Origin of the sequence: Ruegeria sp. HKCCE4148 (assembly GCF_017872495.1) — a bacterium.
In the GTDB taxonomy this organism is placed as follows: domain Bacteria; phylum Pseudomonadota; class Alphaproteobacteria; order Rhodobacterales; family Rhodobacteraceae; genus Ruegeria.
Window position 1 is genome coordinate 454,823 of record NZ_JAEDOS010000001.1, and the last position, 25,844, is coordinate 480,666.

Here is a 25,844-nt window from a genome sequence, read left to right on the forward strand (position 1 = left end):
CATCCTTCCGCAGACCAAACACTATCGGAGTCGTCATCATGGTTGATCTTCCCAGCAAGGCCCGCGTGGTCATAATTGGCGGCGGTGTCATCGGATGTTCTGTTGCCTATCACCTGACCAAAAAGGGCTGGAAGGATGTTGTTCTTCTGGAACGAAAACAGCTAACCAGCGGTACCACATGGCACGCGGCGGGTTTGATCGCACAACTGCGTGCCACTGCGAACATGACCAAGCTGGCGAAATACAGCCAGGAACTTTACGGATCTCTGGAAGAAGAAACCGGCGTTGCCACGGGCTTCAAACGCTGTGGATCAATCACCGTGGCTTTGACCGACGAGCGCAAGGAAGAGATTTACCGTCAGGCGGCCATGGCGCGCGCCTTTGGTGTCGAGGTCGAAGAAATCTCGAACGAACGCGTTCAGGAGCTGTATCCGCATATCAATCTCGATGGCGTCAAAGGGGCCGTTTACCTGCCGCTGGACGGCCAGGGTGATCCCGCCAATATCGCACTGGCGCTGGCCAAAGGTGCACGGCAACGCGGCGCCGTCGTGAAGGAACGGGTTAAAGTCACTGACATCGTCAAGCAGGGCCGTTCTGTCACCGGGGTGGATTGGGTCGCGGATGACGGCAGCGCTTCGGGCCATATCGAATGCGACATGGTGGTGAACTGCGCCGGGATGTGGGGCCACGAGGTAGGCCGCATGGCGGGTACCAACGTGCCGCTTCATGCGTGCGAGCATTTCTATATCGTGACCGAAAATATCGACGGTCTGACCCAACTGCCAGTGCTGCGTGTGCCTGACGAATGCGCGTATTACAAAGAAGATGCAGGTAAAATCCTGCTGGGCGCGTTCGAACCCAACGCGAAACCGTGGGCAATGGACGGCATCCCGGACACGTTCGAATTCGATCAACTCCCCGAAGACTTCGACCATTTTGAGCCGATCCTCGAAGCTGCGTGTGAGCGGATGCCGATGCTGGCCGAAGCCGGTATCCACACTTTCTTCAACGGCCCGGAATCGTTCACACCTGACGATGCCTATCATTTAGGCCTTGCGCCCGAGATGGATAATGTATGGGTCGCTGCGGGCTTCAACTCGATCGGTATTCAGTCTGCCGGTGGCGCGGGTATGGCGCTGGCTGAATGGATGGACACAGGCGAGAAACCCTTTGATCTGGGCGATGTGGACATCAGCCGGATGCAGCCGTTCCAGGGCAATAAAAAGTACCTCTTCGAACGCTCGAAAGAGACGCTGGGGCTGCTGTATGCCGACCACTTCCCCTATCGTCAAAAAGCCACTGCGCGCGGTGTGCGTCGAACGCCGTTCCACCACCACCTTTTGGAACAGGGTGCTGTCATGGGCGAGTTGGCTGGTTGGGAGCGCGCCAACTGGTTCGCGGGTGAAGGGCAAGAGCGCGCATACCAGTATAGCTGGAAGCGTCAGAACTGGTTCAAGAACTCGGCTGCTGAACACCGCGCCGTGCGCGAAAATGTCGGCATGTATGACATGTCGTCTTTCGGCAAGGTCCGCGTCGAAGGTCCCGACGCCGAAAAGTTCATGAACTATATCGGTGGTGGCGACTACTCGGTACCTAATGGCAAGATTGTCTACACGCAGTTTCTGAACCGTGCCGGCGGGATCGAAGCCGATGTGACTGTCACACGCCTGAGCGAAACCGCATATCTGGTCGTGACTCCTGCCGCGACACGTCTGGCAGATCAAACCTGGATGATGCGCCACGCGGGCGATTTCAACGTCGTGATCACCGATGTCACAGCAGGTGAGGGTGTTTTGGCCGTTATGGGGCCCAACTCGCGTGCTCTGCTCGAGAAAGTGTCGCCCAACGATTTCACCAACGCGGCCAACCCCTTCGGCACTGCGCAGGAGATTGAGATCGGAATGGGCCTGGCGCGTGCGCATCGCGTCACCTATGTGGGCGAGCTTGGATGGGAGATCTATGTTTCTGCGGACATGGCAGGCCATGTATTCGAAACCCTCCACGAGGCCGGACAGGATATGGGGCTGAAGCTGTGCGGGATGCACATGATGGACAGCGCCCGTATCGAAAAAGGCTTCCGCCATTTCGGGCACGACATCACCTGCGAGGATCATGTGGTGGATGCGGGTCTTGGCTTTGCCGTCAAGGTGGACAAGGGCAGCGACTTCATCGGTCGGGAAGCCGTGATTGCCCGCAAGGAAAGTGGCCCCAAGAACCGGTTGGTGCAGTTCAAGTTAACAGACGCCGAACCGCTGCTGTTCCACAACGAACCAATTGTCCGCGATGGCGAATATGTGGGCTATCTGAGTTCGGGCAACTATGGCCACACATTGGGCGGTGCCATTGGTCTGGGTTATGTCCCATGCGAAGGCGAAAAGGCTGCGGACGTTCTGGCATCCACTTATGAGATCGATGTCTGTGGGGTGAAGGTTAGAGCAGAAGCTTCGCTTAAGCCGATGTACGACCCAAAATCCGAGCGCGTGAAAGTCTGACAATGGCGAGGGGGCACTGCCCCCGCCGCCCTTCTCGGGCGACTCCCCCGAGGTATTTGGGGCCAGATGAATGTAGGATCCCTTGTTCATCTGGCCTAAAAATACCTCGGAGCGCGAGGCAGCGCCTCGCTGCACTAACATGAGTTTCCAAGCGACGTCTGAGATCGACCCATCACTATTCGTTATGTACGACTTCACGGTTTTCAGAGTTTTCAAGTTGACCTGAACTGCCGTAAGTGTGTCCGGTACTTACCGGAGACTTACTGTGGCAAACACGCCTCCTGCTTCTCAGAATGCAGATACCCCGAAGGGCCTTGCGCTTGCGGTTACCGCCTATGTTTTGTGGGGGTTTCTGCCGCTTTACCTGAAAGCGCTGGACCATATCGGGCCGGTTGAGGTTGTGGCCCATCGCATTATTTGGTCGGTTCCGGTGGCCGGGTTGCTGTTGGTTATTCTCGGGCGCACTAGGGACCTTAAGGCGGCTCTGACCAATCCGAAGATGTTGGGGATGGCTGCATTGACGGCAGCGCTGATCTCGGTGAACTGGGCGATTTATGTTTGGGCGATTTCGACTGGGCACGCGTTGGATGCAGCCCTGGGATACTATATCAACCCGCTTTTCAGCATCGCGCTTGGCGCGATTTTGTTGCGCGAGCCATTGACGCGGACGCAATTGGTGGCCGTAGGTCTGGCCGCTTTGGGTGTGTTGGTTTTGGTCCTGGAAGCGGGTCGACTACCTTGGGCTGCGCTTGGTCTAATGGTCAGCTGGGGATTTTACGCTTTTTTCAAACGATCTCTGCCAATTGGACCCAATCAAGGATTCTTGCTTGAGGTGCTGATCCTTTTGATCCCGGCTTTGGTCTACGTCACATTTCTGGGTGTGCAGGGTACGGGAAAATTTGGCGTGGCTCTTTCCGATACCTTGCTGTTGTCCTGCGCCGGAATCGTGACGGCCGTGCCGCTGCTGGTTTATGCAAACGGTGCCAAGCTGGTGCGGCTGTCCACGATGGGTATCCTGCAGTACATCGCGCCGACCATGATCTTTGTGACGGCAATCACTGTGTTTGGCGAAAAGATCGACACCGGTCGGATGATCGCTTTCCCGCTAATCTGGGCGGCGTTGATTGTCTATTCGATCCCGATGATCCGGCAGGCGCGGGCTCAGGCCTGACGCAACAGTTGCGCTGCGGCGTCTGCCCAAAGGGCGTAGGCGTGTGGACTGGGATGATAGCCGTCCGGGGCAGCAAGCGCCGGGTCATCCGGCAGATCGAGTTTCAGATGCCAGACATGGGGGTGAGCGGACACAACCTGCTGCAGCGCCTGATCCAGCCGGGCCGCCTGACGGCCAAGGACCCAGGCCAAAGGATGGGACAAGGCCGGGAACCTGTTCATTTGTGGAACTCCGGTTACGACAATGCGTCGCGCTCCCAGATCGTTGGACAAAGCATTGATAAGCTGCGTTTGGCGGTGCGCAAATTGTCGGGATGTAACGGCGCGGGTCACATCATTGACGCCTAAGGCCGTGACAACTGCGTCGAACTCCCCCTGCACGCTTTTCAGGCGGTCGAGTGTGTCCAGTGTTGTGTGCCCCGTGGCCGCTTTCAATTGCCACTCGACCGAATAGTGTTTGGCCAGCCGGTCAACCAGCTGCCCTGACAGAGCCTGCGCTTGGGTTCCGGCCCCAACGCCAGCAGCCGAGCTGTCGCCGCAGATGAGCAGGCGCAGGCGTGGTCCGCGACCTGATCTGCCCGTTCGCGGACCAGCCGGTTCAGGCAACATCTGAGCGTTGCGGCGCACAGAAAGACCCTGTGCCGCCAAAACCGGCAGCAGGGGAATGCGCAGGACCTGATCGGCTGCAATCAAACCGCGCATAGTCAGCTCAGGGCGTCTTTGAACTTAAGAAAGCGTGCGTCGGTCATCACGCGCGCCATCATCGCTTCTCGTAACGCACCCACTGTTTTGTAAGGGCGCATCACGACCTCGAAGGTCTGAATCAAGCCTTCGTCGTTCAGCGTGATCAGATCCACCCCGATCCCGTCAAGATCGCCGACCTTGCACTGGAATTCCAACGCCCAGTCTTTTCCTTCGCCCATGATGCGGCGATAGCGGAAGTCTGAAAACACCTGACCAACATGTCCCAGAACGGCGGTCACAGGCGCACGCCCGGTCCAGGTGCTGTAATAGGTCGGGGGCAGGAACTGAACGTCCTCGGCCAACAGCGCGTGGATCAGGGATTCATCGCCTTTGGCGACAACCTCTTGCATTCGTTCGATGGTCGGGTGCATGTCGTTTCCTCCTGTGCAGAAGGTCACTGAACTTCTGGTCACAGGCAAGGACGACGTTGCGGGAGGTCACGGGCTGCGATAGGCAGGCCCGCATGAGCGAGACCTATGACCCCCCTCAAACCCCGCTGGATATCTTGCACGAAGACGCGCAACTCATTGTGGTGAACAAACCGTCTGGCCTGCTTTCGGTGCCGGGGCGTGGTGAACATCTGGCGGATTGTCTTCTGACGCGGGTGCAGGCGGCTTTTCCCCAGGCATTGCTGGTGCATCGGCTGGACCGGGATACATCCGGTGTCATGGTTTTTGCCCAAACGCCCCATGCACAGCGCAACCTGAGTATGCAGTTCGAACAGCGTCAGACACGCAAAACCTACGTCGCTCGTGTCTGGGGGCGCTTGGAGCCAAAGACCGGCACAGTGGACCTGCCTTTGATTGTGGACTGGCCCAACCGGCCCCGACAAATGGTCTGCCATGACACCGGAAAGCCTGCGCTCACCGATTGGCGCGTTGTAAAACATGAGGGCGAAACAACGCGTGTGCGCCTGTTTCCCAAAACCGGACGGTCTCATCAGTTGCGGGTTCATATGCAGGCGCTGGGTCATCCGATTCTGGGTGACCCGTTTTATGCAACGGGTGCGGCGGCGGATTTCCCAAGGCTGATGCTGCATTCGGAAGAACTGCGCCTGAAACACCCAGAAGGCGGGGTTTCAATGAAATTTCGTGCCGGGGCCGATTTTTGAAGAATTCGCATCCCAGTTGGCGGCTAATTGCCGATCTCACTGGATTGTTGCTTGAGACCCAACACCCTGGCCGTGATATACTGGGGAAAACCAAACGCACCTGACAAACGGGTGTTTGAGCAGAAGGTGATATCATGACGATTTCCAAGTTTATTCTGGCCACGGGGCTGAGTTCGGTTCTTGTTCTGTCGGCTTGCACAGATCCAGGTACGTTGTCGGTGCAAAGCGATCCAAACCAAAATACCAAGCAAGGCGCCGTTCTGGGCGGTCTTGTCGGGGCGGGCATAGGGGCGATTGCCAACAACTCGAACCCCGGTCTGGGCGCGCTGGCAGGGGCCGCAATTGGCGCTGCTGGTGGCGGTCTGATCGGCAACCAGCTGGACAAACAGGCGGCAGAGCTGCGTCAGCAATTGGCAAATGACGGGATCACCATCGTTAATGCGGGTGACCGGCTGATTGTGACTGTTCCTAACGATATTACCTTTGACACCGACAGTTCGACCGTGCGCCCGGCGCTACGATCTGATCTGGTGAAAGTGGGTCAAAATCTGGTCAATTACCCCAATTCGAACGTGCAGATCATCGGTCACACAGACAGCGACGGTGACGCGGGTTACAATCAAGGGCTGTCTGAACGTCGCGCCAATGCGGTTGCGGATGTCCTGCAGGCTAATGGTGTCAGCTATAATCGCATCACAACAATCGGTCAGGGCGAGAACAATCCTGTGGCATCGAACCTGACACCGGAAGGCAAGGCGCAAAACAGGCGGGTTGAAATCGTTGTTGTGCCCAGCGGAAACGCGTAACGCGGATTAAACATTTTGCACGGGGTCGCCTTTGGCGGCCCCGTTTGCGCATTGACTGTGCGTCAAATGGGGTTTGGAACAGGTCCAACTCGGGCTAGTTTTCCAGAAATCACAGAAATGGAGTTCCCCTAGATGTCTCAACCCACTCTCCTTGGTCTGTCTGGATCCCTGCGTCAGGATGCGACCAACCGCAAGCTTTTGCGGGAAGCGGCCCGGTTGTTTGATCCGGCCCACTTTGTCGAAGCAGACCTGAACTTGCCCCTTTATGACGGGGATCTGGAAGAGGGTGAGGGCATACCGGCAGCGGTGCAGTCTCTGGCAGATCAAATCGCACAGGCTGACGCGGTAATTATCTCGACGCCGGAGTACAATAAGGGTCCATCTGGCGTTCTGAAGAACGCGCTGGACTGGGTCAGCCGCACTCAGGGTAACCCTTGGGCCGACAAACCGGTTGCGGTCATGTCGGCGGCAGCGGGTCGTGCAGGCGGTGAGCGGGCACAGATGATCCTGCGGTCGTTTATGGTGCCCTTTCAGCCACGCATTCTGCAGGGGCCTGAAATCCATCTGGCGAACAGTTCGAACGAGTTTGACGAGCACGGAAAACTGGCCTCTGACCGCTATGAAAAGTCACTGCACAAACTGATGCAGAAACTCCGTGCCGAGGCTGGTTTTTGAAACTGGCTCGCGTATTGGGCATGGCACGTTCGGGCTGGCTAGCCTCAAAGGGTGGTGTTGGGTATATGCGTCCATCTCGTAGAGTGCATCGATTACAATGAGGCGTCGGGTCGGAAATCTTCGGGGATTTCATCCCGGTTTTCCAGCATCAGATCAGCCATGACCTCGGCGATCTTGGGGGCCATGCCAAACCCGATCTTGAACCCGCCATTTGCGATGAACTGCCCCTGATGCAATGGATGTGCGCCCAGCATTGGCGCGCGGCTTTTACTGCGGGGGCGGACACCAGCCCAGCGTTCTATTACCTCGGCCCCGTGCAGCAGCGGCAGGGCACGCGTGGCGCGGTCAATCACGTCGTCCAGAGCGCTGTCTGTGCTGGTCGGATCGTCATACTCCCGCTCCGAGGTTGATCCGATCGCCAGTGTTCCGTCCGCGTGGGGCACAATATGTATAGCATCGGCAAAGAGCTGCGGGACCTCACCCGCGTCAAAGCGCAACAGGGCAGCTTGCCCTTTGACGCCGTTGCCAACGGTCTTGCCGTAGGCATCGTTGAGCTCTTTTAACCCGGCAAGGCCAGTTGCGTGTACAACCTGTCCTTTGTTTTCCGCATCATTGACAACGTGAACGCCCATAACCTCAAGGGCGGCAACAAGCGCGGCGCAGGCTCGCCGGGGGTGCATCCGTGCGGTCAGAGTGTCCCGGATGACAAATCCGGTGGGGCTGGGCGGGCACCACGCTCCAGCTTGCGCGGTGGTGATCACGCGCCATTCGGCCTGACCTTGCCAAAGTCTATCTGCCGTACCTTCGCGCTGCCGCGCAAGGTCAAGGCTGCGGGTATCCGAGATGGGTTGAAGGCGACCCAACCGACCATAACCGGAGGAAACGCCGCCGGTTTCTTCGACTTGCCGCCAGAAAGCTTCAGCCATGATCAGGCTTTCGAACTGAAAGGCTTTCTTGGCGTTCCAGTTTTCAGGTACATGCGGGGCCAATGCGCCGACCAGACCGCCGCTGGAGCCGGCTCCGGGGCCGAATGGATCGACAACCTGCACTTTCGCGCCGCGCCGGGCGCAGGTCCAGGCAATGGACAGGCCGAAAATGCCTGCACCGCGAACTGTAACATCGACCATTGCCAATTCCCTTTTCCTTGTTCAGTGTCGCGCCGCTTAGCTACAGGATTCCCCGATGGCAGACCAGCGTGCCAAATTGACTTGGACCGAGGATCAGATACCGGTCTCGGATCGTTTCGATGATCCCTATTATTCGCTGCAGAACGGGCTGGAAGAGACGCGACACGTGTTTTTGGCTGGCAATGATTTGCCTGCGCGCTTCACACCTGGATTTCACATTGCCGAGCTGGGTTTTGGCACGGGCCTGAATCTGCTGACCGTTTGGTCTGAGTGGGAGAAATCAGGTCAAACAGGACCCTTGCGGTTTACCAGTTTCGAAGCTTTTCCCATGGCCGCGAAAGATATGCAGCGTGCGCTTGAAGCCTTTCCCGAATTGCAAGCGTGGAGCAGCCGGTTTCTTGCGCATTGGACGGGCCGCGATTGCACGCTTGAAACCCTCGCGTTTGAGCTGATCATCGGAGATGCTCGTGAGACTTTGCCGAAATGGGCCGGAATAGCAGATGCCTGGTTTCTTGACGGGTTTTCGCCCGCCAAGAATCCGGAACTATGGGGTGCAGACCTGATGCAGGAGGTTGCAAACCACACCGTTACAGAGGGGACCGCCGCCACATATACCGCCGCAGGCTTTGTGCGCCGAGGGTTGGAGGATGCCGGGTTCGACATCACCCGCGCGCCCGGCTATGGCCGCAAGCGACATATGACGCGGGCATTCAAAGCATGACACAAAAGAACAACGTTGGCGCAGGCATCGCCTTAATGGTGGGCGCGACAATTGTCTTTGCCCTACAGGACGGAATCTCGCGCCATTTGGCCGGGACCTACAACACCTACATGGTGGTTATGATCCGCTATTGGTTCTTCGCGGCGTTTGTCATAGCGATAGCCGCGCGCTCTGCAGGCGGTTTGAGGGCCGCGACGCAAACAAATCAGTTGGGTCTGCAGATCACCCGGGGCGTGTTGTTGGCCGCAGAGATCTGCGTCGCGGTCTTCGGCTTCACTGTGCTTGGACTGATCGACAGCATGGCCATTTTCATATGTTATCCTTTGCTTGTCGCCGCACTCAGCGGGCCGGTTCTGGGCGAACAAGTCGGATGGCGGCGGTGGAGCGCGATTGGAGTGGGGTGTATCGGCGTTCTGATCATTTTGCAGCCCGGCGTTGGGGTATTTGACCCATGGGCGATCATTCCCCTGATTTCCGCCCTGATGTTTGCGATCTACGCCTTGTTGACACGTTATGCCGCGCGTCAGGACAGCACAGCCACCAGCTTTTTCTGGACCGGCGTCTCAGGCGCAGTTGCAATGACTCTGGTCGGTATGTGGTTTTGGGAGCCGATGGTCCCCGCCGACTGGGGCTGGATGGCGTTGCTGTGTGTAAGTGGTGCATCCGGGCACTGGTTGCTGATCAAGTGCTACGAGATGGCCGAGGCCAGCGCGGTGCAGCCCTTCGCCTATTTCCATCTGGTCTGGAGCGCGATTCTGGGGATCTCGGTCTTTGGCGAGATGCTGCGCCCCGAAGTTGTCGTAGGCGCAGCAATTGTTGTGGCCGCAGGGCTGTTCACCTTATGGCGCGAACGCCGCCAGAGATGATCCGATCAGCTCCTGCGAGAACGGGACCGGAAGCGCGGGCTGCCCCAATCGGGCCCGGTAAACCGGCAGGCTTTCGGTCACGCGCATCACGTAGTTGCGGGTTTCACTGAACGGAATTGTCTCGATCCAGTCGACGATATCGATCTGGCCCGCGCGGGGGTCGCCAAAACGTTCCATCCACGAGATCGGTCGCCTTGGCCCCGCGTTGTACCCGGCCGCCATCATCACTACGTTGCCGTTGAAATCAGCGGCCAGTCCAGAAAGGTAGTTGGCCCCCAGCTTGGCGTTGTACTGCCAATCCGTGGTCAATCGGCCGGTTTTGTGGCCACTGAGAATGCCCAGCTCACCTGCGACCAGCTTGGCTGTTGCAGGCATCACCTGCATCAGGCCGCGCGCTCCCGCGCCACTAATGACGACAGGATCAAACTCGCTTTCGCGTCGCGCAATCGCCAGCGTCATTTCCTTGGCCATAGGCAGGCGCATATCGGCCACCGGATGCATCGGGTAATATGCTGCGGGCAAAACAGTGCCTGTGGTCGCTGCCCGCTTGGCGATCATAACCGCCAGGTGCGGCTGTTTCAGCTCGATGACCAAGTCGCCAAGTTGATTGGCCTGTACCGGATCAAGGCTTTCAACCAGATGGGTCAGGAACCTCTCGGACAGGTTCGCCTCTCCGGCCTTCAGCAGCAGCAAGCCTGCTTCCAAAACACTGGAATCGGCAAATTCTGCCTGCCGCCAATGCGGTGCGCGGCGTGGGTTGGCCAGCTCTGTGTCAAACGGCCTTCCTATCTGTTCCGCAGCAAGCAAGCCGTAGAACGAAGTCTGGTAGTCGGCCCCTGCGGCATACGCGTCATATGCTTTGTCCGCATCCCCCAACGCAGCATAAGCCCGCCCAAGCCAATAGCCGCCGCGCCCCTTCGAGATTGGGGATCGGACCGCGTCCGAGAAGTTTTGGAAATGCCGTACAGCCGTGGCTGGGTCATTCAGCTTACGCAGCGCCAGAAACCCTGCCAGCCACTCCAGATCCGCATATCCATAGCCCATTTCAGGTGTCATGTGGTGATTGGCGGCGACGTCGTAAGCTCGTGCCAATCGTCCAGACCGCATCTCAAGCCGTGCCAGACGGCGGCGCCCTTCGGCCCATTTGTCGGGTTCGCCCAAGGCATCCGGGCCAGTCGAACGCGCCAGCATAAGGTCAATGGCACTGTCATCCAGTTCCTTCCTGTCCCGCCAGACAAACCGATCAAAGGCAAGCCCAGGCGCATCCTTTAGCGATTTCGGAACCGCCGCGACTTTGCTGTCCACACCAGGCTGGCGCTTTTGCAAGGCGATCCGCGCCTCTGCCAACTTGCGCTGATCGGCATTGACCAGCGACAGCATTTGGCCGGAACTGACCAGATGACCATCCCACAACATTCGGTCCAAACGTGCGGTGTGATGCGGTTTCAACAGCTTCGCAAAGTTTTCCAGATACGTCTTCTGCAACCCCGAACCCATCGGCATGGTCCGCCACGCGGTGACGATATCCGCTTCGGCGTCTCCGACGCGCCCCTTTGCTTTCAGAGCGATTGCATAGTTCAAAGCACCTTCAGCAGTCTGAGGGGGCATGTCAGAATAAAACTTCAATACCCTGTCAGGATCGGCGCCGGTAAAGACCGGTTCGCTTTTGCGGCGCAACCATGCAAGTCCGGGCCAGTCCGGACGGCGTTCAAGAAACACCAGCACATCGCCCGAGCTGCCGAACCCTTCGCGCAGCCAGTGCCAGACGATGATATCGCGCGATACGGACCCGCGCTGGCCAGACACACGCAGCGCGGCGTTCCAGTCGCCCTTGCGCATTTCATAAAGACCTGCGCGCAAATCACCTGCGGCATCCGCCCGCGCAAGCTGCGGTGCCGTCACTGAATACACAATCACAGCAATCAACAATGCCAGAAAGCGTGTCATCCCTTGCATTTCCCAACCAACCGAGGATAGAGCCTGTGAGGATAAACCGTGCGTCGCCGGGATCAACTCACAAAGCTGGAAACGTGAGGGACCGAGGCGCAAAAACCGCAAATTGCACCTTAAAGGAGCGTGTCATGTTCAAAGGCTCAATGCCAGCCCTCGTCACCCCGTTCAATAACGGCGAGTTGGACCTGAAGACGCTCAAACACCTTGTGGATTGGCAGATCACCGAAGGCTCGACCGGTCTGGTGCCGGTCGGAACCACGGGCGAGAGCCCCACGCTCAGCCATGATGAGCATGAAACGGTGATCGAAGAGGTTGTGAAAACAGCGGCGGGCCGCGTTCCGGTCATCGCCGGGGCCGGATCGAACAATACGGTCGAGGCTATTCGGTTCGTGCAGTTCGCCGAAAAGGTCGGCGCGGACGCAGCGCTGGTCGTCACCCCCTATTACAACAAGCCGACCCAAAACGGCCTGATCGCACATTTTCAGGCTCTGCACGAAGCTGCGAATATTCCGATCATCATCTACAACATTCCCGGACGGTCCGTTGTCGATATGACACCCTCTACAATGGGTGAGTTGTCGAAGCTGCCACGCATCGTTGGAGTCAAAGACGCCACGGGCGATCTGGCCCGTGTCAGCCAACAGCGCGCGACCTGTGGCTCAGATTTCTGCCAGCTTTCCGGTGAAGATGCGACGGCGCTTGGTTTCAATGCTCATGGCGGTGTTGGCTGCATCTCGGTCACCGCAAACGTAGCCCCCAGGCTCTGTGCCGAGTTCCAACAGGCCACACTGACCGGGGACTATGCAAAAGCGCTGGCCTATCAGGACAAGTTGATGCCGCTGCACGAAGCCATCTTTATCGAGCCGGGCCTTGTTGGCGCCAAATACGCACTCAGCAAACTTGGTCTCTGCAGCACCGAGGTCCGTTCACCTTTGACCGAGCTTGAGGACAGCACCAAGGCCGCAATTGAAGCCGCAATGGCACATGCCAGCCTGATCTAAGATGGACCCGAGATGACAAAAGGGCGGCCTCGAAGCACGAGAGCCGCCCTTTTCATTTTACGGGTCCAGACTTCATCTGGCTATAAATACCTCGGGGGAGGCGCGGCTTGCCGCGTCGGGGGCAGAGCCCCCTTTAACGTTTCCCGTAGTATAGCCCTACGACATGTTCTGCTTGCGCAAAGAACAACCAGCGTGACGTCGCCACACCCGCCAGATGCGACGCTACGGCCAGCAACGCGAAGACGTGATTGAATGGTAAAACCAGCAGCAACACCGGCAGCAAAAAGGCCAGAACAAACGAGATGATCCGCAGCTTCTCGGCATGTTTGCGACCGACTACGTGCACAAATTCCCGCAGCAGATAGTTGGTTCCGGTATGCGGTGGTTCAAAGGCGCGGACGGATCCGCGCGCGCCAAGACCAGTCGCGGTGCCCAGATCGGTTCCCGAGGATGTAAACGCCTGATCCCCTTTGCGCCAGTACAAGATCTGTACAAGCGCGGCGATCAGAAGCAGTGGAATAGCAACGCTTGTTTGACCAGCCAGCAATGCACCACCCGCCAAGCTAAAGCTAAGGAACATCACTGGGGTCAGGTTCATGTTCCAGCGCGGGATGGTTTTGAGCTGTGTGTAGATCATCGACGTGGTGAAAACAGTTGCCAGCGAGAACAGCGCACCGATCAAGCCCAAAAGGCTCCACTTCTGATCCAGAAATACCAGACCAAGCGCGTAGAGGCCCATGAAAATCAGGGCCAGAACAGCGCACCAGCCTTCGCGGCTGAGCCAACTGGTCTTCCATTGGGTAAAGGCTTTCCAAGCGCGCTCCGGGTGGCCCAGATGGAACGTTGATGCCATCAGCCCGCCGACAGCCAACGCATAGGCGATGGCAAAGAAGACAAAAGCTATCCAGCCCGAGACGGCTGGAAACCCGAGGCCCAGGAAGACCAACAGGCCAAAACCCAGTCCGGACAAAGTGGTGAAGATAATGACGGAGGGTGCAGGATGCATCAGAGTTTCTCCAGCGTCTTGTCGAGCCAGCCGAGGAAACCTTTGGGTTCTTCAGCGACCGGCGCCAACAGGGGTGCCAATATGTCGATTTGGTCTTCAACCGTATCCTTGGGGCGCGGCGGCAGGTATTTGTTAACGGGTTTGGTGCCCATTTCGGGCATCAGATCCATGCCACCCCGGTCTGCAACCAGCTTGCTGACGTCGCTGTCAGGATCGCCCAGATCGCCAAAGTGCCGAGCACCAGCGGGGCAGGTGCGTACACAAGAAGGGACACGATCCACCTCTGGCAGGTTTTCGTTATAGATTCGGTCAACGCAGAGCGTACATTTTTTCATGACGCCTTCGGCCTGATCCAGCTCGCGCGCGCCGTAAGGGCACGACCAAGCGCAGAGGCCGCAGCCGATGCAGTCGCTTTCGTTCACCAAAACGATGCCGTCTTCAACACGCTTATAGCTGGCACCAGTCGGGCAGACGGTGACGCAGGGCGCATCTTCGCAATGCAGGCACGACTTAGGGAAGTGGATCAACTGAGCGTGACCTTCCGCAGGTTGCACTTCGTACGAATGCACCCGGTTCAGGAACGTGCCCGAGGGGTTGGCGCCATAGGCGTCCTGGTCGGACAGAGGCGCGCCGTAGTTTTCGGTGTTCCAGCCTTTGCACGAGATCACGCAGGCGTGGCAGCCCACGCAGGTGTCCAGGTCAATGACCAGACCCATCTTGCGCTCGGTGGATGTGGGGAGCTGGGTCATGACTGCCTTGCCTCCGCGATTGTTGTGAGGGCGGGCTGGGGCTCAGCCCCAGACCCCGAGGTATTTTGGGCCAGATGAAAAGCGGATCGGGTCATTTTCCCACCTTCCACGCCAGGTCTTTCGGACCTTGGCCAACTGGTGATTTGATCGGTGCAAATTCCGGCTGGCTTTCTGCATCTGAAGGCGGTGCGGCCTTTTCGAGTTTGACTTTGAGGTCAAACCAAGCGGCCTGACCGGTGATCGGGTCGGAATTGGCCCAGCGCAAACCGTCGCCCTTTGCTGGCAGAAGCTCGTGGATCAGGTGGTTCAGCAGGAAACCCTTGGTGGCTTCGGGCGCGTCCTCCTGCAGGGCCCAAGCGCCTTTGCGTTTGCCGATGGCGTTCCAGGTCCAGACGGTGTTGTCGTTCAGTGCCGCCATTTCCATGACCGGGACCGTGATCTCTCCGTGCGGAGACGTCACCTTGGCCCAATCGCCGTCCTGCAGCCCGTGCTCGCGCATCAGCTTGGTCGGCACGTAGAGCGGGTTGCGCCCGTGCAATTGGCGCAGCCAGGCGTTCTGGGTGCCCCAGCTGTGATACATCGCCATCGGGCGTTGGGTCAGGGCATTGACGGTGAAGCCCTCGTTGCCAGTCTGATCGGTTTCGTACCAGATGGGCATCGGGTCCAGCGTCTCTTTTATGCGCGCGCGCAGATGATCCGGCGGTTGACGTTCGCCATGGCCTTCGGCGGCCAGCTGGAATTTGCGCATCGGTTCGGAATAAAGCTGGAACAGGTAGGGTTGCGGGCTGTCATAGATGCCCATGTCTACGGCCCAGTCCTGATAGGCAGTGTTCCACGGCTTGTAATAATCCGCACCCTGAGGGATGTGGGCCACGTAGAAGCCGCCGTTTTCGATGTAGCGGTTCAACTGGTCCGGGTTGACCTCGCCCCGACCTTCCTTGTCGCCGTTCCCGCCCCGGAACCCAGCCAGCGGGCCGATGCCCGGTTTGCGTTCGTGGTTCACGATGTAATCGGCATAGTCCGTCCACTTGGCACTGCCGTCTTCATTGGTGAAGCCGGGCAGGCCCATGCGGTTGGCCAGATCGATCAGCACCGACTGGAACCCGCGTACGTCGCGATCAGGTTCGATTACAGGCCAGCGGATCGCGTCTGCGGCGGCTTCGGCCTCGCAGATGGGGCGGTCAAGCAGTGAGATACAATCGTGGCGTTCCAGATAGGTGGTATCTGGCAGGATCAGGTCGGCATAAGCCACCATTTCCGAACTGTAGGCATCGGAGTAGATGATGCGCGGGATCACGTAATCGCCGTTCTCATCCTTGTCGGTCAACATCTCCATGACGCCCTTGGTGTTCATGGTCGAGTTCCACGACATGTTGGCCATGTACATGAAAAGCGTATCGATCTTGTAGGGATCACCTGCGTGGGCGTTCGAGATCACCATATGCATCAGCCCGTGGCTGGACATCGGGTTTTCCCATGTAAACGCCTTGTCGATCCTCGCCGGGCTGCCATCAGCCTTGAGTGCCAGATCATCAGGTCCTTGAACAAAGCCCAGATGCGGGCCGTCCAGCGGTGAGTTCGGAGTAACCTTGCAATGTGGTTTCGGGTGCGCCTCGACCGGTTTGGGGTAGGGCGGTTTGAAGCGAAAGCCGCCGGGAACCTCGACCGTGCCCAGCAGGATCTGAAGCACATGCAGCGCGCGGCAGGTTTGGAAACCGTTGGCATGGGCCGAGACGCCGCGCATCGAGTGCATGGCGACGGGCCGGCCGATCATCTTGGTGTGTTTTTCACCGCGGAAATCGGTCCATTCGTGATCCAACTCGAACGCTTCGTCGAAGGCGACGCGGGCCAGTTCACCTGCGATGGCACGGATACGCTGGGCCGGGATGCCGCACTGATCGGCGACATTCTCGGGGGCATATTCATCGCTGAGATACCGTTCGGCCATCAGGTGGAAGACCGGGCGGTGGGTGACGCCGTCTTTTTCGTAAGTGGCCGACAAGTCCGGGCGAACACCGGGCTTGTCAAAGGCAGTCAATTCACCGGTGACGCGGTCGATGACAAGCGGTTTGCCATCCTCATCCCGCAGGAACAAACCCTTGGTCGCGCCTTCGGACGCGTCGATCAGTACCGGTGCGTTGGTGTAGCGGCTGAGGTAGTCGAGGTCGATCTTGCCTGCTTTCATCAACACGTGAATCATAGACAGGATGAACAGCCCATCGGTGCCCGGTGTGATGCCGACCCAGTCATCCGCCACGGCGTTATAGCCCGAGCGGATCGGGTTGACACCGATGACCCGCGCACCTCGAGCCTTGATTTTGCCGATACCTATTTTGATCGGGTTTGAATCGTGGTCTTCCGCCACGCCAAACAACATGAACAGCTTGGTGTGGTCCCAGTCGGGTTGTCCGAATTCCCAGAACGCGCCGCCCATCGTATAGATGCCACCCGCAGCCATGTTTACGGAGCAGAAACCGCCATGCGCTGCGTAATTACATGTGCCAAAATTTTGTGCCCAGAAACTGGTGAAACTTTGGCTCTGGTCGCGGCCGGTGAAGAAGGCCAGCTTTTCAGGATTGTCCTCGCGGATCGGCTTCAACCAGCTGACGGCAAGTTCCAGCGCTTCATCCCAGCTGATTTCCTCGAACTCACCCGAGCCGCGCGGGCCAACGCGTTTCAGCGGCGCCCGCAGCCGCGACGGCGCGTTGACCTGCATGATCCCCGCAGAGCCTTTGGCGCACAGGACGCCTTTGTTGACGGGGTGATTCCGGTTGCCCTCGATATAGGCGACTTTGCCGTCTTTCATGTGCACGTTGATGCCGCAGCGGCAGGCACACATATAGCACGTGGTCTTGCGCACCTCGTCCGAAACTTTCGGAGATGTATCAAGGATCGGCTGCTGATGGGTCATTGGCGGGTCCTGTCGGTTGGGTTGGGAAGAATGTGTCAGTTTCTTCCCAATTTGAGAACACTGTTCCGAAAAACGGTGCGAATAAGTGCGTTACGTCTTTTTGGCTTGCAGGCAGGTCACAGCGATCATTTGAGTCACATCCTCGGCGGAGCATCCGCGCGAAAGATCGTTGGCCGGTTGGGCCAGCCCCTGAAGCACAGGACCAATCGCGGTGTAACCTCCCAGTCTTTGAGTGATCTTGTAGCCGATATTGCCCGCATCGAGATTGGGGAAAATCATCACGTTGGCCTGACCGGCGACGGATGATCCGGGGGATTTGCGTTCGCCGACCGAAGGAACAAAAGCGGCGTCAAACTGCAATTCTCCGTCGACGGACAGATCAGGTGCGGTCTGACGTAAAGTGTCCGTGGCTTCGATCACCTTGTCCACGTCCGGGTGTTTGGCGCTGCCTTTCGTCGAAAAACTGAGCATTGCGATTTTGGGATCGATCTGAAGAAGAGTCTTTGCCGAAGCGGCCGAGGCGATGGCGATTTTGCTCAATTCAGAAGCAGACGGATTGATGACCAGACCGCAGTCTGAATAAAGCATAGCCCGTGCGTCGGGTTGGGCATTTTCCGGAGGGTACATCAGAAAAAATGACGAAACCATTCCTGCATCGGGGGCCATTCCGATGACCTGAATTGCAGCACGGACAATATCGCCGGTGGTGTGCACTGCACCGCCAACCGTTCCGGTGGCGCGCCCGCTGCGCACCAGCATGGCGGCATAGACCGGCGCTGTTTCAACGGCAGCGCGAGCCTTGGCCAAGTCGACGCCCTTGTGTTTGCGCAATTCGTAAAATGTTTGGGTAAACTCCTCGGTCAGATCCGAGGTTGCAGGGTCATGCACCGCAACGTTCTGTGAAGGAGCAGCACCTTGGTCTTTCAGGGCTGCTTCGACTTCGGCTTGCGGGCCAACCAGAATAACATCGGCCAGATCGGCCTTTTGGGCGGCAAGCGCCCCCGCAACAACGCGGGGATCACTGCCTTCGCATAAAGAAATCACAGGACGGGTGTCCGGGGCGCGCTGACGCAACAGCTCGATTGGTGTTTGGGTCATGCGCGCTGGCTCCTGTTCTGCTTAGACGGCTTGCTCGCGCATGTCGTCGGCGTCGATACCGGCAACAGCTACAGGCTTTTTCATCGCGTCACGGCGGAAGGGCTCACCCAGTTCTTGGTTGATCAGAGCTTCGATCAGAGTGGTGATGCCGTTTTTCTGGTCTTCAATCGCCTGGTTCAGCGCATCGGTCAGCTCTTCCTGAGTGCGAGCGACAACGCCTTTCAGTCCACAGGCCTTGGCGATACCGGCATAGGAAACCTGAGTGTCCAGCTCGGTGCCGACGAAGTTGTCATCGAACCACAGGGTCGAGTTCCGCTTTTCCGCACCCCACTGGTAGTTGCGGAAAACGATCTGAGTCACGGCGGGCCATTCCGAACGGCCAATGGCGGTCAGTTCGTTCACGGCGATACCGAATGCACCGTCACCAGCAAAGCCGACAACAGGAACGTCTGGCTGGCCGATTTTCGCGCCAACGATGGCAGGCAGACCGTAGCCACAGGGGCCGAACAGGCCAGGGGCCAGGTACTTGCGGCCTTCTTCGAAGGACGGGTAGGCGTTGCCGATGGCGCAGTTGTTGCCGATGTCGGACGAGATGATCGCCTCTTTCGGCAGCGCGGCCTGGATTGCGCGCCATGCCATGCGGGGGCTCATCCAGTCAGGCTTGGCAGCACGTGCACGCTCGTTCCAGGTGGTGCCCGGATCGTCGTCTTCGTGGGTCATCGAGGTCAGTTCCTGTGCCCATGCGGATTTCTTCTGGGCGATACGGTCCTTACGCTCTTGACGGCCTTCGTCACCTGCAGTTTCGCTCAGGCGAGACAGGATGCCGGTGGCCACTTTGGCTGCGTCACCGATGATGCCGACGCTGACGTCTTTGGTGAGGCCGATACGGTCAGGGTTGATGTCGACCTGAATGATCTTCGCGTCTGCCGGCCAATAGTTGATGCCGTAGCCGGGCAGGGTCGAGAACGGGTTCAGACGCGTTCCCAGAGCCAGAACAACGTCTGCTTCCGAGATCAGCTCCATACCGGCTTTCGAGCCGTTATAGCCCAGCGGGCCAGCAAACAGCGGGTGGTTGCCGGGGAAGGCGTCGTTGTGCTGGTAGCCAACGCAGACCGGGGCGTCCAGACGCTCGGCCAGGGCTTTCGAAGCTTCGATGCCACCTTCGGCCAGAACAACACCGGCACCGTTCAGGATGACCGGGTTCTTGGCGTTCGAAAGCATTTCTGCAGCTGCCGCAACCGCATCTTCACCGCCTGCGGGACGTTCGAATTCCACGATCTTGGGCAGCTCGATGTCTACAACCTGGGTCCACATGTCGCGCGGGATGTTCAGCTGCGCCGGTGCGCTGGCGCGCTTGGCGTTCATGATCACGCGGTTCAGAACTTCGGCAACGCGCGAGGGGTCACGCACTTCTTCCTGGTAAGCAACACAGTCTGCGAACATGCGCATCTGCTCCATCTCCTGGAAGCCGCCTTGACCGATGGTCTTGTTGGCTGCCTGCGGAGTGACCAGCAGAACCGGAGTGTGGTTCCAGTAGGCGGTCTTAACAGCGGTGACAAAGTTGGTGATGCCAGGGCCGTTCTGCGCGATCATCATCGACATTTTGCCAGTGGCGCGGGTGTAGCCGTCTGCCATCATGCCGCCTGAACCTTCGTGGGCGCAATCCCAGAAGTTGATTCCAGCTTTCGGGAACAGATCCGAAATCGGCATCATTGCCGAGCCAATGATACCGAACGCATGTTCGATCCCGTGCATCTGCAGAACCTTAACAAAGGCTTCTTCGGTCGTCATCTTCATGTGAGTGCTCTCCAAACAAGTGGGTGAAACCGGGCAGATTGCCCGGGGTTTGATAAGGTTTTGGCGTATGGCCGCGACTGGCGTTAGGGCCAAAACGAAAGCCAGATTAGGTCCAGATGCCGCTTAGGCAGTCCGAATGGCGTCTGCGATCAGTTTGACGCCCGGCGCGATGCGCTCGGTCGAGATCGAGGAGTAACCGAGGCGGTAGAAGTTCTGAGGTCTGTTCCGCCCGGAGAAAAATGGCGCGCCTGGTTCAATATGAACACCTTGGGATTGCAGCTTTAATGCAAGTTGGGTCGTGTCTACTTGTTCGGGTGCTGACATCCACATTGAGGACCCGCCAATCACGCCACGTCCGGCCACGGTCAGCCCGCTTTCTTCTATGGCTGAGTTCATTGCCGTACGCCGCTCTTGCAAAGCTTTGGACATGCGCCGGATCTGCGCGTCGTAGTGACCCAGTGATAGAAAATATGCTGCTGTACGCTGTATGTGACCAGGCGGGTGACGCAGGACCAATGACCGAAGTGCACGTGCTTCACGGATAAAAGGTTCAGAGCCGACCATATATCCAAGTCGCAAACCGGGGAACAGCGACTTGGAAAAACTGCCGACATAAATCACGCGCCCATCCCGATCCATGGATTTGAGTGCTGGGGACGGCGCACCTCGAAAAGCCATTTCAAACTCGTAGTCATCTTCGACAACCATCGCATCCAGTTCGTGGGCTCGATCCAGCAGTTGGTTGCGGCGCTCGATTGGCATTGTCGCGGTGGTCGGGCTTTGATGGCTGGGAGTCGTAAAGATGACATCGGCGTCGTCAGGGATCGCCTCAGGCGGAAGCCCGTTTTGATCGACACTCAAGGGCGTAACCGCGCAGTCCCAATGGTTCAGTAGGCTCCGGAGCGCGTAGTAGCAGGGGTCTTCAATCACGGCGGAACGATTGTGAGTCAGCAAGATTCGCGACGCCAGCCAGAGCGCGTTCTGCGCGCCCAACGTGATCAGTATTTCTTCGGGGCGGGCGGTAATGCCGCGCCTGGGAAGGGTGTGGCGGGCGATGAACTCGACCAGAAGAGGGTCATCCTGATCCACGTAATCACCGGTCAGTGAATCGAAGTCCTTGTGTCCCAACGCGCGCACGGCGCACAAGCGCCAGTTGGCGTGATCAAACAAAGTCCGGTCAGCCTGTCCGTAAATGAACGGATAGCGGTACTCGCGCCAGTCGCTGGGTTTTGGCAGTACGTTGCGGTCCAGAAAACGACGCGCCAGTGCTTTGTCCCAGTCAACGGATTCTGTGCCGCGCTGGACAGGAGAGTATTTGGGTGGGACAGGAGCGTTATGCGAAACGTAGTATCCAGATCGTCCCTTAGCAGTCAGGTAGTCATTCGCCAGCAACTCTGTATAGGCCAGCGTTACCGTGATTCGACTGACGCCAAGGTGGGCGGCCAGTTTACGCGAGGAGGGTAGCTTTTCTCCTACGTGAAAGCGTCCTGACAAGATGCCCTCGGCAATCATCTGCTGGATCTGAGCCTGCAGCGTGCCCTGACCGTTGAGCTCAAGAAAGAATGTATCAACCGAAATCCCCATGCTTGCTTATAGGGTGGACTTAAGGGGTGTGCAATCTGGACTTACATGGGCGCGACGTATTTTCCGGGCCTGGGTTGACTAGAGGATTTATTTAAACTAAAAAACCAGAAATCTAGTTTAATGGAGGTGCCGCATGTGGGAAGCAGCAGCTGCCGGATTTTCCGCCATGGGCTCGGAGGCCCGGCTGAAGGTCCTCAAGACCCTGGTACGGGCTGGCGAGGCCGGTTTGACGGTTGGTGAAATACAGAGCAGGACGGGTATCGCCCCGTCGACCTTGGCCCATCACCTGCGGTTTCTTGCGGCCGGTGGTGTGGTTGAACAGGAAAAGATCGGGCGTACCACGATCAACCGGGCCAGTTACGATGAATTGAGAAACCTTGCGCAGTTCATTCTAAGCGAATGTTGCGCCGACGCGGTTGGAGAGGCTGCGAACGATGGCTGAATTAACACAAAACCCCAAAGTGACTGCCAAGGGCGTGATTGAACTGATCAAGACGCCGTGGGCATTGATCGTTGCAATTCTTGCGGCTGTGGCGGTCCTGGATCCAGGTAATCTGCGCGAAGTCATAACGTTTGCCGCCAAGGCTTTGGCGCATACAGGGCAATACATCCTGTTTGCCGTGTTGCTCTTGTCATACCTGAAGGCGACCGGTGCGGAAGTGATGGTGGCGCGCGCCTTTGAGGGGCGCGAGACCCGGATGATCTTTCTGGCTGCACTGTTTGGTGGGCTGGCGCCCTTCTGTTCTTGTGAGGTCATTCCATTTATCGCGGGTCTTCTGGCCCTTGGGGCGCCGTTGTCAGCGGTTATGGCGTTCTGGCTCAGCTCGCCCTTGATCGACCCGCCGACGCTTTTGATTGCCGCTGGTGCATTGGGATGGCCCTTTGCCATTGGCAAAGCCGTCGCGGCCGTTGCTTTGGGCCTGTTTGGTGGGTTCGCGGTGCGGCTGCTGATGCGCCAGGGTGCATTTGCCCAGCCTCTGCGCGAATACAAACCGGTTGGATGCTGCGGATGCGGTCCAAAACTGGATGACAAGCCAGTCTGGAAATTCTGGCAGGAGCCTGAGCGACGCGTTCGGTTCCGCTCGGAATTCGTGCACAACGGCTTGTTCCTGTTAAAATGGCTGGCTCTGGCCTACGTGCTCGAAGCCCTGTTGGTCAACTACGTACCTGCCGACCTCATCGCTGGCGCGGTTGGTGGGGAAGGTGTGCTGCCCATCGTTGTCGCCGCTTTGGTGGGAATGCCGGCCTATCTGAACTCGTACGTCGCACCGCCACTGCTGGCCGGTTTGATGGAGCAAGGAATGACAGCAGGGGCAGCGATGTCGTTTATGGTTGCTGGTGCCGTCAGCTCGATCCCGGCGATGGCCGCTGTGTGGTCGCTGGTCAAACCCCGCGTGTTTGCGACCTACCTGAGTCTTGGTGTGGGTGGTGCGATTTTCGCAGGTATCATCTTTCAGATGGTATAAATACAAAAGCCGCCCGACGTGAGGGCCGGGCGGCTTTATTACACGGGTTCAACCCATCAGTTGTCTTCGCACAGGTGTGGCAGTTTGAACCTATACCGGGCCTCGCCACTTTCGACATATACGCGTTTCTCGATACAAGCCGTTGTGCCCACGGTTTGGGAAATTTGCCCTTCGGTCGACGTGATTGAAGTAGCAGATCCATCCGGCAACCGAACCGAGGCGATGACTCCGTTTTTAAGATCTCCGTTCACGGCAGTCGCAGTCAAAACCGGTACTGTCAGGAAGGCTTCGTGCTCGTGTTCACCTTCGTCACCCAGCAGAAACAGGAACGTGACAATAGCGATCATGACAACGCCGCCAGCCAAACCAAGACCCCAGGTTTTGAGGAAGGCATAAATCGAGACGGCGCGATGCGGGCCAAAAACAGCGGAAAAAACGTTAAGCATGGCTAGTCCGTAAAAAAGCCCCAGCCGTACCGGCCAGGGCTGATTTTGGATTATGGGCGAAGATCATCTTCGTCTTCGTCATCCGCCCCACCTTTGGGAAGGTTGAAGAAGCTGTCGGCATCGATGACCGGCTCTTCGTCTTTTTCTTCTGCTGGCTCGTCGGACAGCGAGAAGGTTTCGAGCCCTTCAATGGCTGTCGGAATCTTCGGCGCGGCATCCATTTCCAGAGACTGTTCGGTCGAGACCAGTTTGCGACGCTCATCATCGCTCATCACACCGCCTTCGGCTGCTTTCTTGGCGGCTGCTTTCTGAACGGCTGTGTCCAGCTCAGATTGTTTGCAAAGGCCCAGAGCAACCGGGTCGATAGGCTGCATGTTGGTGATGTTCCAGTGGGTACGCTCGCGGATCGACTGGATTGTCGGTTTGGTGGTGCCCACCAACTTGGCAATCTGGCCATCGCTGAGTTCGGGGTGGAACTTGACCAGCCACAGGATCGAGTTCGGACGGTCCTGACGCTTGGACAACGGGGTGTAACGCGGACCACGGCGCTTTTCTTCGCCAGCGGCCGAAGGATTGAACTTGAGCTTCAGCTTGTGAAGCGGGTTGTTCTGCGCCGCGTCGATCTCGTCCTGCGTCAGCTGGTTGTTGGCGATCGGGTCAAAGCCCTTAACGCCAGCAGCGACATCACCATCGGCGATGCCCTGCACTTCCAACTCGTGCATTCCTACGAAATCCGCGATCTGCTTGAAGCTGATCGTGGTGTTGTCCACCAGCCATACGGCGGTTGCCTTGGCCATAAGCGGTTTTGCCATCAGCCCGTCTCCTATACATACATCTGTCCCGTCGCCGGAATGCGGCGGCCCCGGGGATTTGGGGCAGGTTTCCGTTGTCGGGGAACTTGGGGTCTATATAGTCCCGCATGTGCAAGAAGGGAAGAGGCGAATGCGCTGGTTCGTATTGTGGGTCTTCAGCGCGGTTGCCGCGCTGGCCGAAGGCGAAAAGGCCGGAGAGTTCGATTACTATGTTCTGTCGCTCAGCTGGTCGCCCAACTGGTGCGCCCGCGAAGGTGATGCGCGTGGGTCTGATCAGTGCGATGCGCGTCATGATCATGGCTGGATTCTGCATGGCCTTTGGCCGCAATTTCACCAAGGCTGGCCGTCGTATTGCAGAACGCCGGAAGCACCGCCAACCCGACGTATGACACGCGAAATGGAAGATATTCAGGGCAGTGCGGGCCTAGCCTGGCACCAGTGGAAGAAACACGGCACCTGTTCCGGGCTGTCGGCAGCCGATTATTTCGCGCTGTCCCGGAGTACCTATGATGCGGTTGAGCGCCCGGAGGTCTTCCGCAAGCTGGACGCATCCGTGAAGTTACCCGCCGAAGTGGTCGAAGAAGCGTTTCTGAAGGCCAATCCCGAACTAGAGCGCGACATGATCACGGTCACGTGCAAGCAAGGCTATATCGAAGAGGTCCGCCTGTGCCTGTCGCGCGACCTTGATCCCGTGCCTTGTGGCCGTGACGTGATCCGCGACTGCACCGCAAAGGACGCTCTGTTCGATCCGATTCGTTAAAGCTTTTTGTTCTGACAATCGCGGGCATAGTCCAGTGCTTTGGCGGTGCCTTTGAGATCGATGGCCATGACGACCTCACCAGCCGGATTGTAGACGGTCATTGTCTTGTTTTGGGCGATTGCGTTGACGAAGCTTCTGTCGGTGAAAAACACGGTTGCGCCCGGCACGTCGCGCTCGTTGAACCCGATGGCCGTGGCATCATAGCTTTTGCCGTCCAGATCAAAGCGGATCGGATAGCTCTCACCCTGTTTAATGTCGCCCCACGCCTTGTTGTAGACTGCGAAATACCCGCGATTGCCCAATGCGTCGTAGCCCAACCTGACCACCGAGAGATCCTGATACACCGTCTGGATCAGACAGCCATTGCCAAGTGCTGGGTCCATCATGATGTTCCAGCCTTCGACGAAGCCCTTGTCGACAAGTTCCTGCGACACGGCGGTGGTTGCAGTGAAGGTGGCGAAGGTGAGGGCGAGAAGGCGGGTCATAACGTATTCCAATCAAAGGGATCAAGTCTGAGGCATTCTACTACGCGTGCACGGAAGGCAAAGG

24 protein-coding genes are annotated in these 25,844 nt (G+C 58.1%); 11 read left to right on the forward strand and 13 right to left on the reverse strand.

Translation table 11 applies throughout. The annotated features are described in order from the left end of the window. The first annotated feature begins 38 nt into the window (after positions 1–38). Both I9187_RS02295 and rarD read left to right on the forward strand, forming a co-directional pair. Complete coding sequence (locus I9187_RS02295; protein WP_171180202.1) at positions 39–2,492, forward strand: FAD-dependent oxidoreductase; 2,454 nt, start codon at positions 39–41, stop codon at positions 2,490–2,492. 265 nt (positions 2,493–2,757) lie between these two features. Then, a complete protein-coding gene (gene rarD, locus I9187_RS02300; protein ID WP_171620043.1) occupies positions 2,758–3,663 on the forward strand; it encodes an EamA family transporter RarD in 906 nt (301 codons plus the stop codon). Here the strand turns inward: rarD and I9187_RS02305 are convergent. Continuing rightward, positions 3,654–4,364, reverse strand: a complete 711-nt coding sequence (locus I9187_RS02305) for an SGNH/GDSL hydrolase family protein (protein WP_171180197.1) — start codon at positions 4,362–4,364, stop codon at positions 3,654–3,656. The two genes, rarD and I9187_RS02305, sit on opposite strands and share 10 nt — an antisense overlap. A 2-nt stretch (positions 4,365–4,366) precedes the next feature. Next, complete coding sequence (locus I9187_RS02310) at positions 4,367–4,777, reverse strand: nuclear transport factor 2 family protein (RefSeq protein WP_171180195.1); 411 nt, start codon at positions 4,775–4,777, stop codon at positions 4,367–4,369. A 92-nt stretch (positions 4,778–4,869) separates the two neighbouring features. Here I9187_RS02310 and I9187_RS02315 point away from each other — a divergent pair, with 92 nt between their 5' ends. The 3 genes from I9187_RS02315 (at position 4,870) to I9187_RS02325 (ending at position 6,998) form a co-directional block, all read left to right on the forward strand. Beyond that, the gene (locus tag I9187_RS02315) at positions 4,870–5,517 is read left to right on the forward strand and encodes an RluA family pseudouridine synthase (protein WP_171180192.1); all 648 of its coding nucleotides are present in this window, start codon (positions 4,870–4,872) and stop codon (positions 5,515–5,517) included. A 134-nt stretch (positions 5,518–5,651) separates the two neighbouring features. Then, complete coding sequence (locus I9187_RS02320; protein ID WP_171180190.1) at positions 5,652–6,323, forward strand: OmpA family protein; 672 nt, start codon at positions 5,652–5,654, stop codon at positions 6,321–6,323. Positions 6,324–6,455: 132 nt separating this feature from the next. Beyond that, positions 6,456–6,998 (forward strand): NAD(P)H-dependent oxidoreductase, encoded by a 543-nt coding sequence (locus tag I9187_RS02325; protein WP_171180188.1) that lies wholly within the window; start codon positions 6,456–6,458, stop codon positions 6,996–6,998. A 92-nt stretch (positions 6,999–7,090) separates the two neighbouring features. Here I9187_RS02325 and I9187_RS02330 read toward each other — a convergent pair whose 3' ends face one another. Beyond that, complete coding sequence (locus I9187_RS02330) at positions 7,091–8,125, reverse strand: FAD-dependent oxidoreductase (RefSeq protein WP_171238676.1); 1,035 nt, start codon at positions 8,123–8,125, stop codon at positions 7,091–7,093. 55 nt (positions 8,126–8,180) lie between these two features. Here I9187_RS02330 and mnmD point away from each other — a divergent pair, with 55 nt between their 5' ends. Further along, complete coding sequence (mnmD, locus tag I9187_RS02335; RefSeq protein ID WP_171180184.1) at positions 8,181–8,846, forward strand: tRNA (5-methylaminomethyl-2-thiouridine)(34)-methyltransferase MnmD; 666 nt, start codon at positions 8,181–8,183, stop codon at positions 8,844–8,846. Continuing rightward, positions 8,843–9,712 carry a DMT family transporter gene (locus I9187_RS02340; RefSeq protein WP_171180183.1) on the forward strand — a complete coding sequence of 290 codons (870 nt, stop codon included), beginning with the start codon at positions 8,843–8,845 and terminating at the stop codon, positions 9,710–9,712. Before mnmD ends, I9187_RS02340 begins: the two co-directional genes overlap by 4 nt. Here the strand turns inward: I9187_RS02340 and I9187_RS02345 are convergent. Then, positions 9,686–11,659 carry a lytic transglycosylase domain-containing protein gene (locus tag I9187_RS02345; protein WP_171180181.1) on the reverse strand — a complete coding sequence of 658 codons (1,974 nt, stop codon included), beginning with the start codon at positions 11,657–11,659 and terminating at the stop codon, positions 9,686–9,688. The two genes, I9187_RS02340 and I9187_RS02345, sit on opposite strands and share 27 nt — an antisense overlap. A gap of 134 nt (positions 11,660–11,793) precedes the next feature. On the opposite strand from I9187_RS02345, the gene dapA reads away from it, so the two are divergent. Continuing rightward, positions 11,794–12,666, forward strand: a complete 873-nt coding sequence (gene dapA, locus I9187_RS02350) for a 4-hydroxy-tetrahydrodipicolinate synthase (RefSeq protein ID WP_171180179.1) — start codon at positions 11,794–11,796, stop codon at positions 12,664–12,666. 133 nt (positions 12,667–12,799) lie between these two features. Here dapA and I9187_RS02355 read toward each other — a convergent pair whose 3' ends face one another. The 6 genes from I9187_RS02355 to I9187_RS02380 form a co-directional block, all read right to left on the reverse strand. After that, a complete protein-coding gene (locus I9187_RS02355) occupies positions 12,800–13,672 on the reverse strand; it encodes a DmsC/YnfH family molybdoenzyme membrane anchor subunit (RefSeq protein WP_171180177.1) in 873 nt (290 codons plus the stop codon). Further along, positions 13,672–14,421 (reverse strand): 4Fe-4S dicluster domain-containing protein, encoded by a 750-nt coding sequence (locus tag I9187_RS02360; RefSeq protein ID WP_171180175.1) that lies wholly within the window; start codon positions 14,419–14,421, stop codon positions 13,672–13,674. The genes I9187_RS02355 and I9187_RS02360 overlap by 1 nt, the downstream gene beginning before the upstream one ends. A 91-nt stretch (positions 14,422–14,512) precedes the next feature. Next, the gene (locus I9187_RS02365; protein ID WP_209940050.1) at positions 14,513–17,332 is read right to left on the reverse strand and encodes a molybdopterin oxidoreductase family protein; all 2,820 of its coding nucleotides are present in this window, start codon (positions 17,330–17,332) and stop codon (positions 14,513–14,515) included. A 90-nt stretch (positions 17,333–17,422) separates the two neighbouring features. Continuing rightward, the gene (gene pta / locus I9187_RS02370; RefSeq protein WP_209509677.1) at positions 17,423–18,430 is read right to left on the reverse strand and encodes a phosphate acetyltransferase; all 1,008 of its coding nucleotides are present in this window, start codon (positions 18,428–18,430) and stop codon (positions 17,423–17,425) included. Positions 18,431–18,451: 21 nt separating this feature from the next. Next, complete coding sequence (gene xsc, locus I9187_RS02375) at positions 18,452–20,227, reverse strand: sulfoacetaldehyde acetyltransferase (RefSeq protein WP_171180169.1); 1,776 nt, start codon at positions 20,225–20,227, stop codon at positions 18,452–18,454. Positions 20,228–20,350: 123 nt separating this feature from the next. Beyond that, positions 20,351–21,811, reverse strand: a complete 1,461-nt coding sequence (locus I9187_RS02380; RefSeq protein ID WP_171180166.1) for a PLP-dependent aminotransferase family protein — start codon at positions 21,809–21,811, stop codon at positions 20,351–20,353. 133 nt (positions 21,812–21,944) lie between these two features. Between I9187_RS02380 and I9187_RS02385 the strand changes: the two genes are divergently transcribed. Then, complete coding sequence (locus tag I9187_RS02385) at positions 21,945–22,253, forward strand: metalloregulator ArsR/SmtB family transcription factor (protein WP_171180164.1); 309 nt, start codon at positions 21,945–21,947, stop codon at positions 22,251–22,253. Beyond that, the gene (locus tag I9187_RS02390) at positions 22,246–23,277 is read left to right on the forward strand and encodes a permease (RefSeq protein WP_171180161.1); all 1,032 of its coding nucleotides are present in this window, start codon (positions 22,246–22,248) and stop codon (positions 23,275–23,277) included. Before I9187_RS02385 ends, I9187_RS02390 begins: the two co-directional genes overlap by 8 nt. Before the next feature lie 56 nt (positions 23,278–23,333). Here I9187_RS02390 and I9187_RS02395 read toward each other — a convergent pair whose 3' ends face one another. Together I9187_RS02395 and I9187_RS02400 are read right to left on the reverse strand one after the other, a co-directional pair. Next, a complete protein-coding gene (locus I9187_RS02395; protein ID WP_171180160.1) occupies positions 23,334–23,723 on the reverse strand; it encodes a hypothetical protein in 390 nt (129 codons plus the stop codon). Positions 23,724–23,773: 50 nt separating this feature from the next. Then, the gene (locus tag I9187_RS02400; protein WP_171180158.1) at positions 23,774–24,535 is read right to left on the reverse strand and encodes a cell cycle transcriptional regulator TrcR; all 762 of its coding nucleotides are present in this window, start codon (positions 24,533–24,535) and stop codon (positions 23,774–23,776) included. 130 nt (positions 24,536–24,665) lie between these two features. Here I9187_RS02400 and I9187_RS02405 point away from each other — a divergent pair, with 130 nt between their 5' ends. Continuing rightward, positions 24,666–25,295, forward strand: coding sequence for a ribonuclease T2 (locus tag I9187_RS02405; RefSeq protein ID WP_171180155.1), 630 nt, complete (start codon positions 24,666–24,668; stop codon positions 25,293–25,295). On the opposite strand, the gene I9187_RS02410 is transcribed toward I9187_RS02405, so the two are convergent. Continuing rightward, the gene (locus I9187_RS02410) at positions 25,292–25,780 is read right to left on the reverse strand and encodes a hypothetical protein (RefSeq protein ID WP_209509676.1); all 489 of its coding nucleotides are present in this window, start codon (positions 25,778–25,780) and stop codon (positions 25,292–25,294) included. The two genes, I9187_RS02405 and I9187_RS02410, sit on opposite strands and share 4 nt — an antisense overlap. Positions 25,781–25,844 lie beyond the last annotated feature (64 nt).

Excerpts from the sequence above, each read along its gene's own strand:
- I9187_RS02295 (WP_171180202.1), top strand. The coding sequence starts at position 39 with ATGGTTGATCTTCCCAGCAAGGCCCGCGTGGTCATAATTGGCGGCGGT.
- I9187_RS02305 (WP_171180197.1), bottom strand. The coding sequence starts at position 4,364 with ATGCGCGGTTTGATTGCAGCCGATCAGGTCCTGCGCATTCCCCTGCTG.
- I9187_RS02310 (WP_171180195.1), bottom strand. The coding sequence starts at position 4,777 with ATGCACCCGACCATCGAACGAATGCAAGAGGTTGTCGCCAAAGGCGAT.
- I9187_RS02315 (WP_171180192.1), top strand. The coding sequence starts at position 4,870 with ATGAGCGAGACCTATGACCCCCCTCAAACCCCGCTGGATATCTTGCAC.
- I9187_RS02320 (WP_171180190.1), top strand. The coding sequence starts at position 5,652 with ATGACGATTTCCAAGTTTATTCTGGCCACGGGGCTGAGTTCGGTTCTT.
- I9187_RS02325 (WP_171180188.1), top strand. The coding sequence starts at position 6,456 with ATGTCTCAACCCACTCTCCTTGGTCTGTCTGGATCCCTGCGTCAGGAT.
- I9187_RS02330 (WP_171238676.1), bottom strand. The coding sequence starts at position 8,125 with ATGGTCGATGTTACAGTTCGCGGTGCAGGCATTTTCGGCCTGTCCATT.
- mnmD (WP_171180184.1), top strand. The coding sequence starts at position 8,181 with ATGGCAGACCAGCGTGCCAAATTGACTTGGACCGAGGATCAGATACCG.
- I9187_RS02340 (WP_171180183.1), top strand. The coding sequence starts at position 8,843 with ATGACACAAAAGAACAACGTTGGCGCAGGCATCGCCTTAATGGTGGGC.
- I9187_RS02345 (WP_171180181.1), bottom strand. The coding sequence starts at position 11,659 with ATGACACGCTTTCTGGCATTGTTGATTGCTGTGATTGTGTATTCAGTG.
- dapA (WP_171180179.1), top strand. The coding sequence starts at position 11,794 with ATGTTCAAAGGCTCAATGCCAGCCCTCGTCACCCCGTTCAATAACGGC.
- I9187_RS02355 (WP_171180177.1), bottom strand. The coding sequence starts at position 13,672 with ATGCATCCTGCACCCTCCGTCATTATCTTCACCACTTTGTCCGGACTG.
- I9187_RS02360 (WP_171180175.1), bottom strand. The coding sequence starts at position 14,421 with ATGACCCAGCTCCCCACATCCACCGAGCGCAAGATGGGTCTGGTCATT.
- I9187_RS02365 (WP_209940050.1), bottom strand. The coding sequence starts at position 17,332 with ATGACCCATCAGCAGCCGATCCTTGATACATCTCCGAAAGTTTCGGAC.
- pta (WP_209509677.1), bottom strand. The coding sequence starts at position 18,430 with ATGACCCAAACACCAATCGAGCTGTTGCGTCAGCGCGCCCCGGACACC.
- xsc (WP_171180169.1), bottom strand. The coding sequence starts at position 20,227 with ATGAAGATGACGACCGAAGAAGCCTTTGTTAAGGTTCTGCAGATGCAC.
- I9187_RS02380 (WP_171180166.1), bottom strand. The coding sequence starts at position 21,811 with ATGGGGATTTCGGTTGATACATTCTTTCTTGAGCTCAACGGTCAGGGC.
- I9187_RS02385 (WP_171180164.1), top strand. The coding sequence starts at position 21,945 with ATGTGGGAAGCAGCAGCTGCCGGATTTTCCGCCATGGGCTCGGAGGCC.
- I9187_RS02390 (WP_171180161.1), top strand. The coding sequence starts at position 22,246 with ATGGCTGAATTAACACAAAACCCCAAAGTGACTGCCAAGGGCGTGATT.
- I9187_RS02395 (WP_171180160.1), bottom strand. The coding sequence starts at position 23,723 with ATGCTTAACGTTTTTTCCGCTGTTTTTGGCCCGCATCGCGCCGTCTCG.
- I9187_RS02400 (WP_171180158.1), bottom strand. The coding sequence starts at position 24,535 with ATGGCAAAACCGCTTATGGCCAAGGCAACCGCCGTATGGCTGGTGGAC.
- I9187_RS02405 (WP_171180155.1), top strand. The coding sequence starts at position 24,666 with ATGCGCTGGTTCGTATTGTGGGTCTTCAGCGCGGTTGCCGCGCTGGCC.
- I9187_RS02410 (WP_209509676.1), bottom strand. The coding sequence starts at position 25,780 with ATGACCCGCCTTCTCGCCCTCACCTTCGCCACCTTCACTGCAACCACC.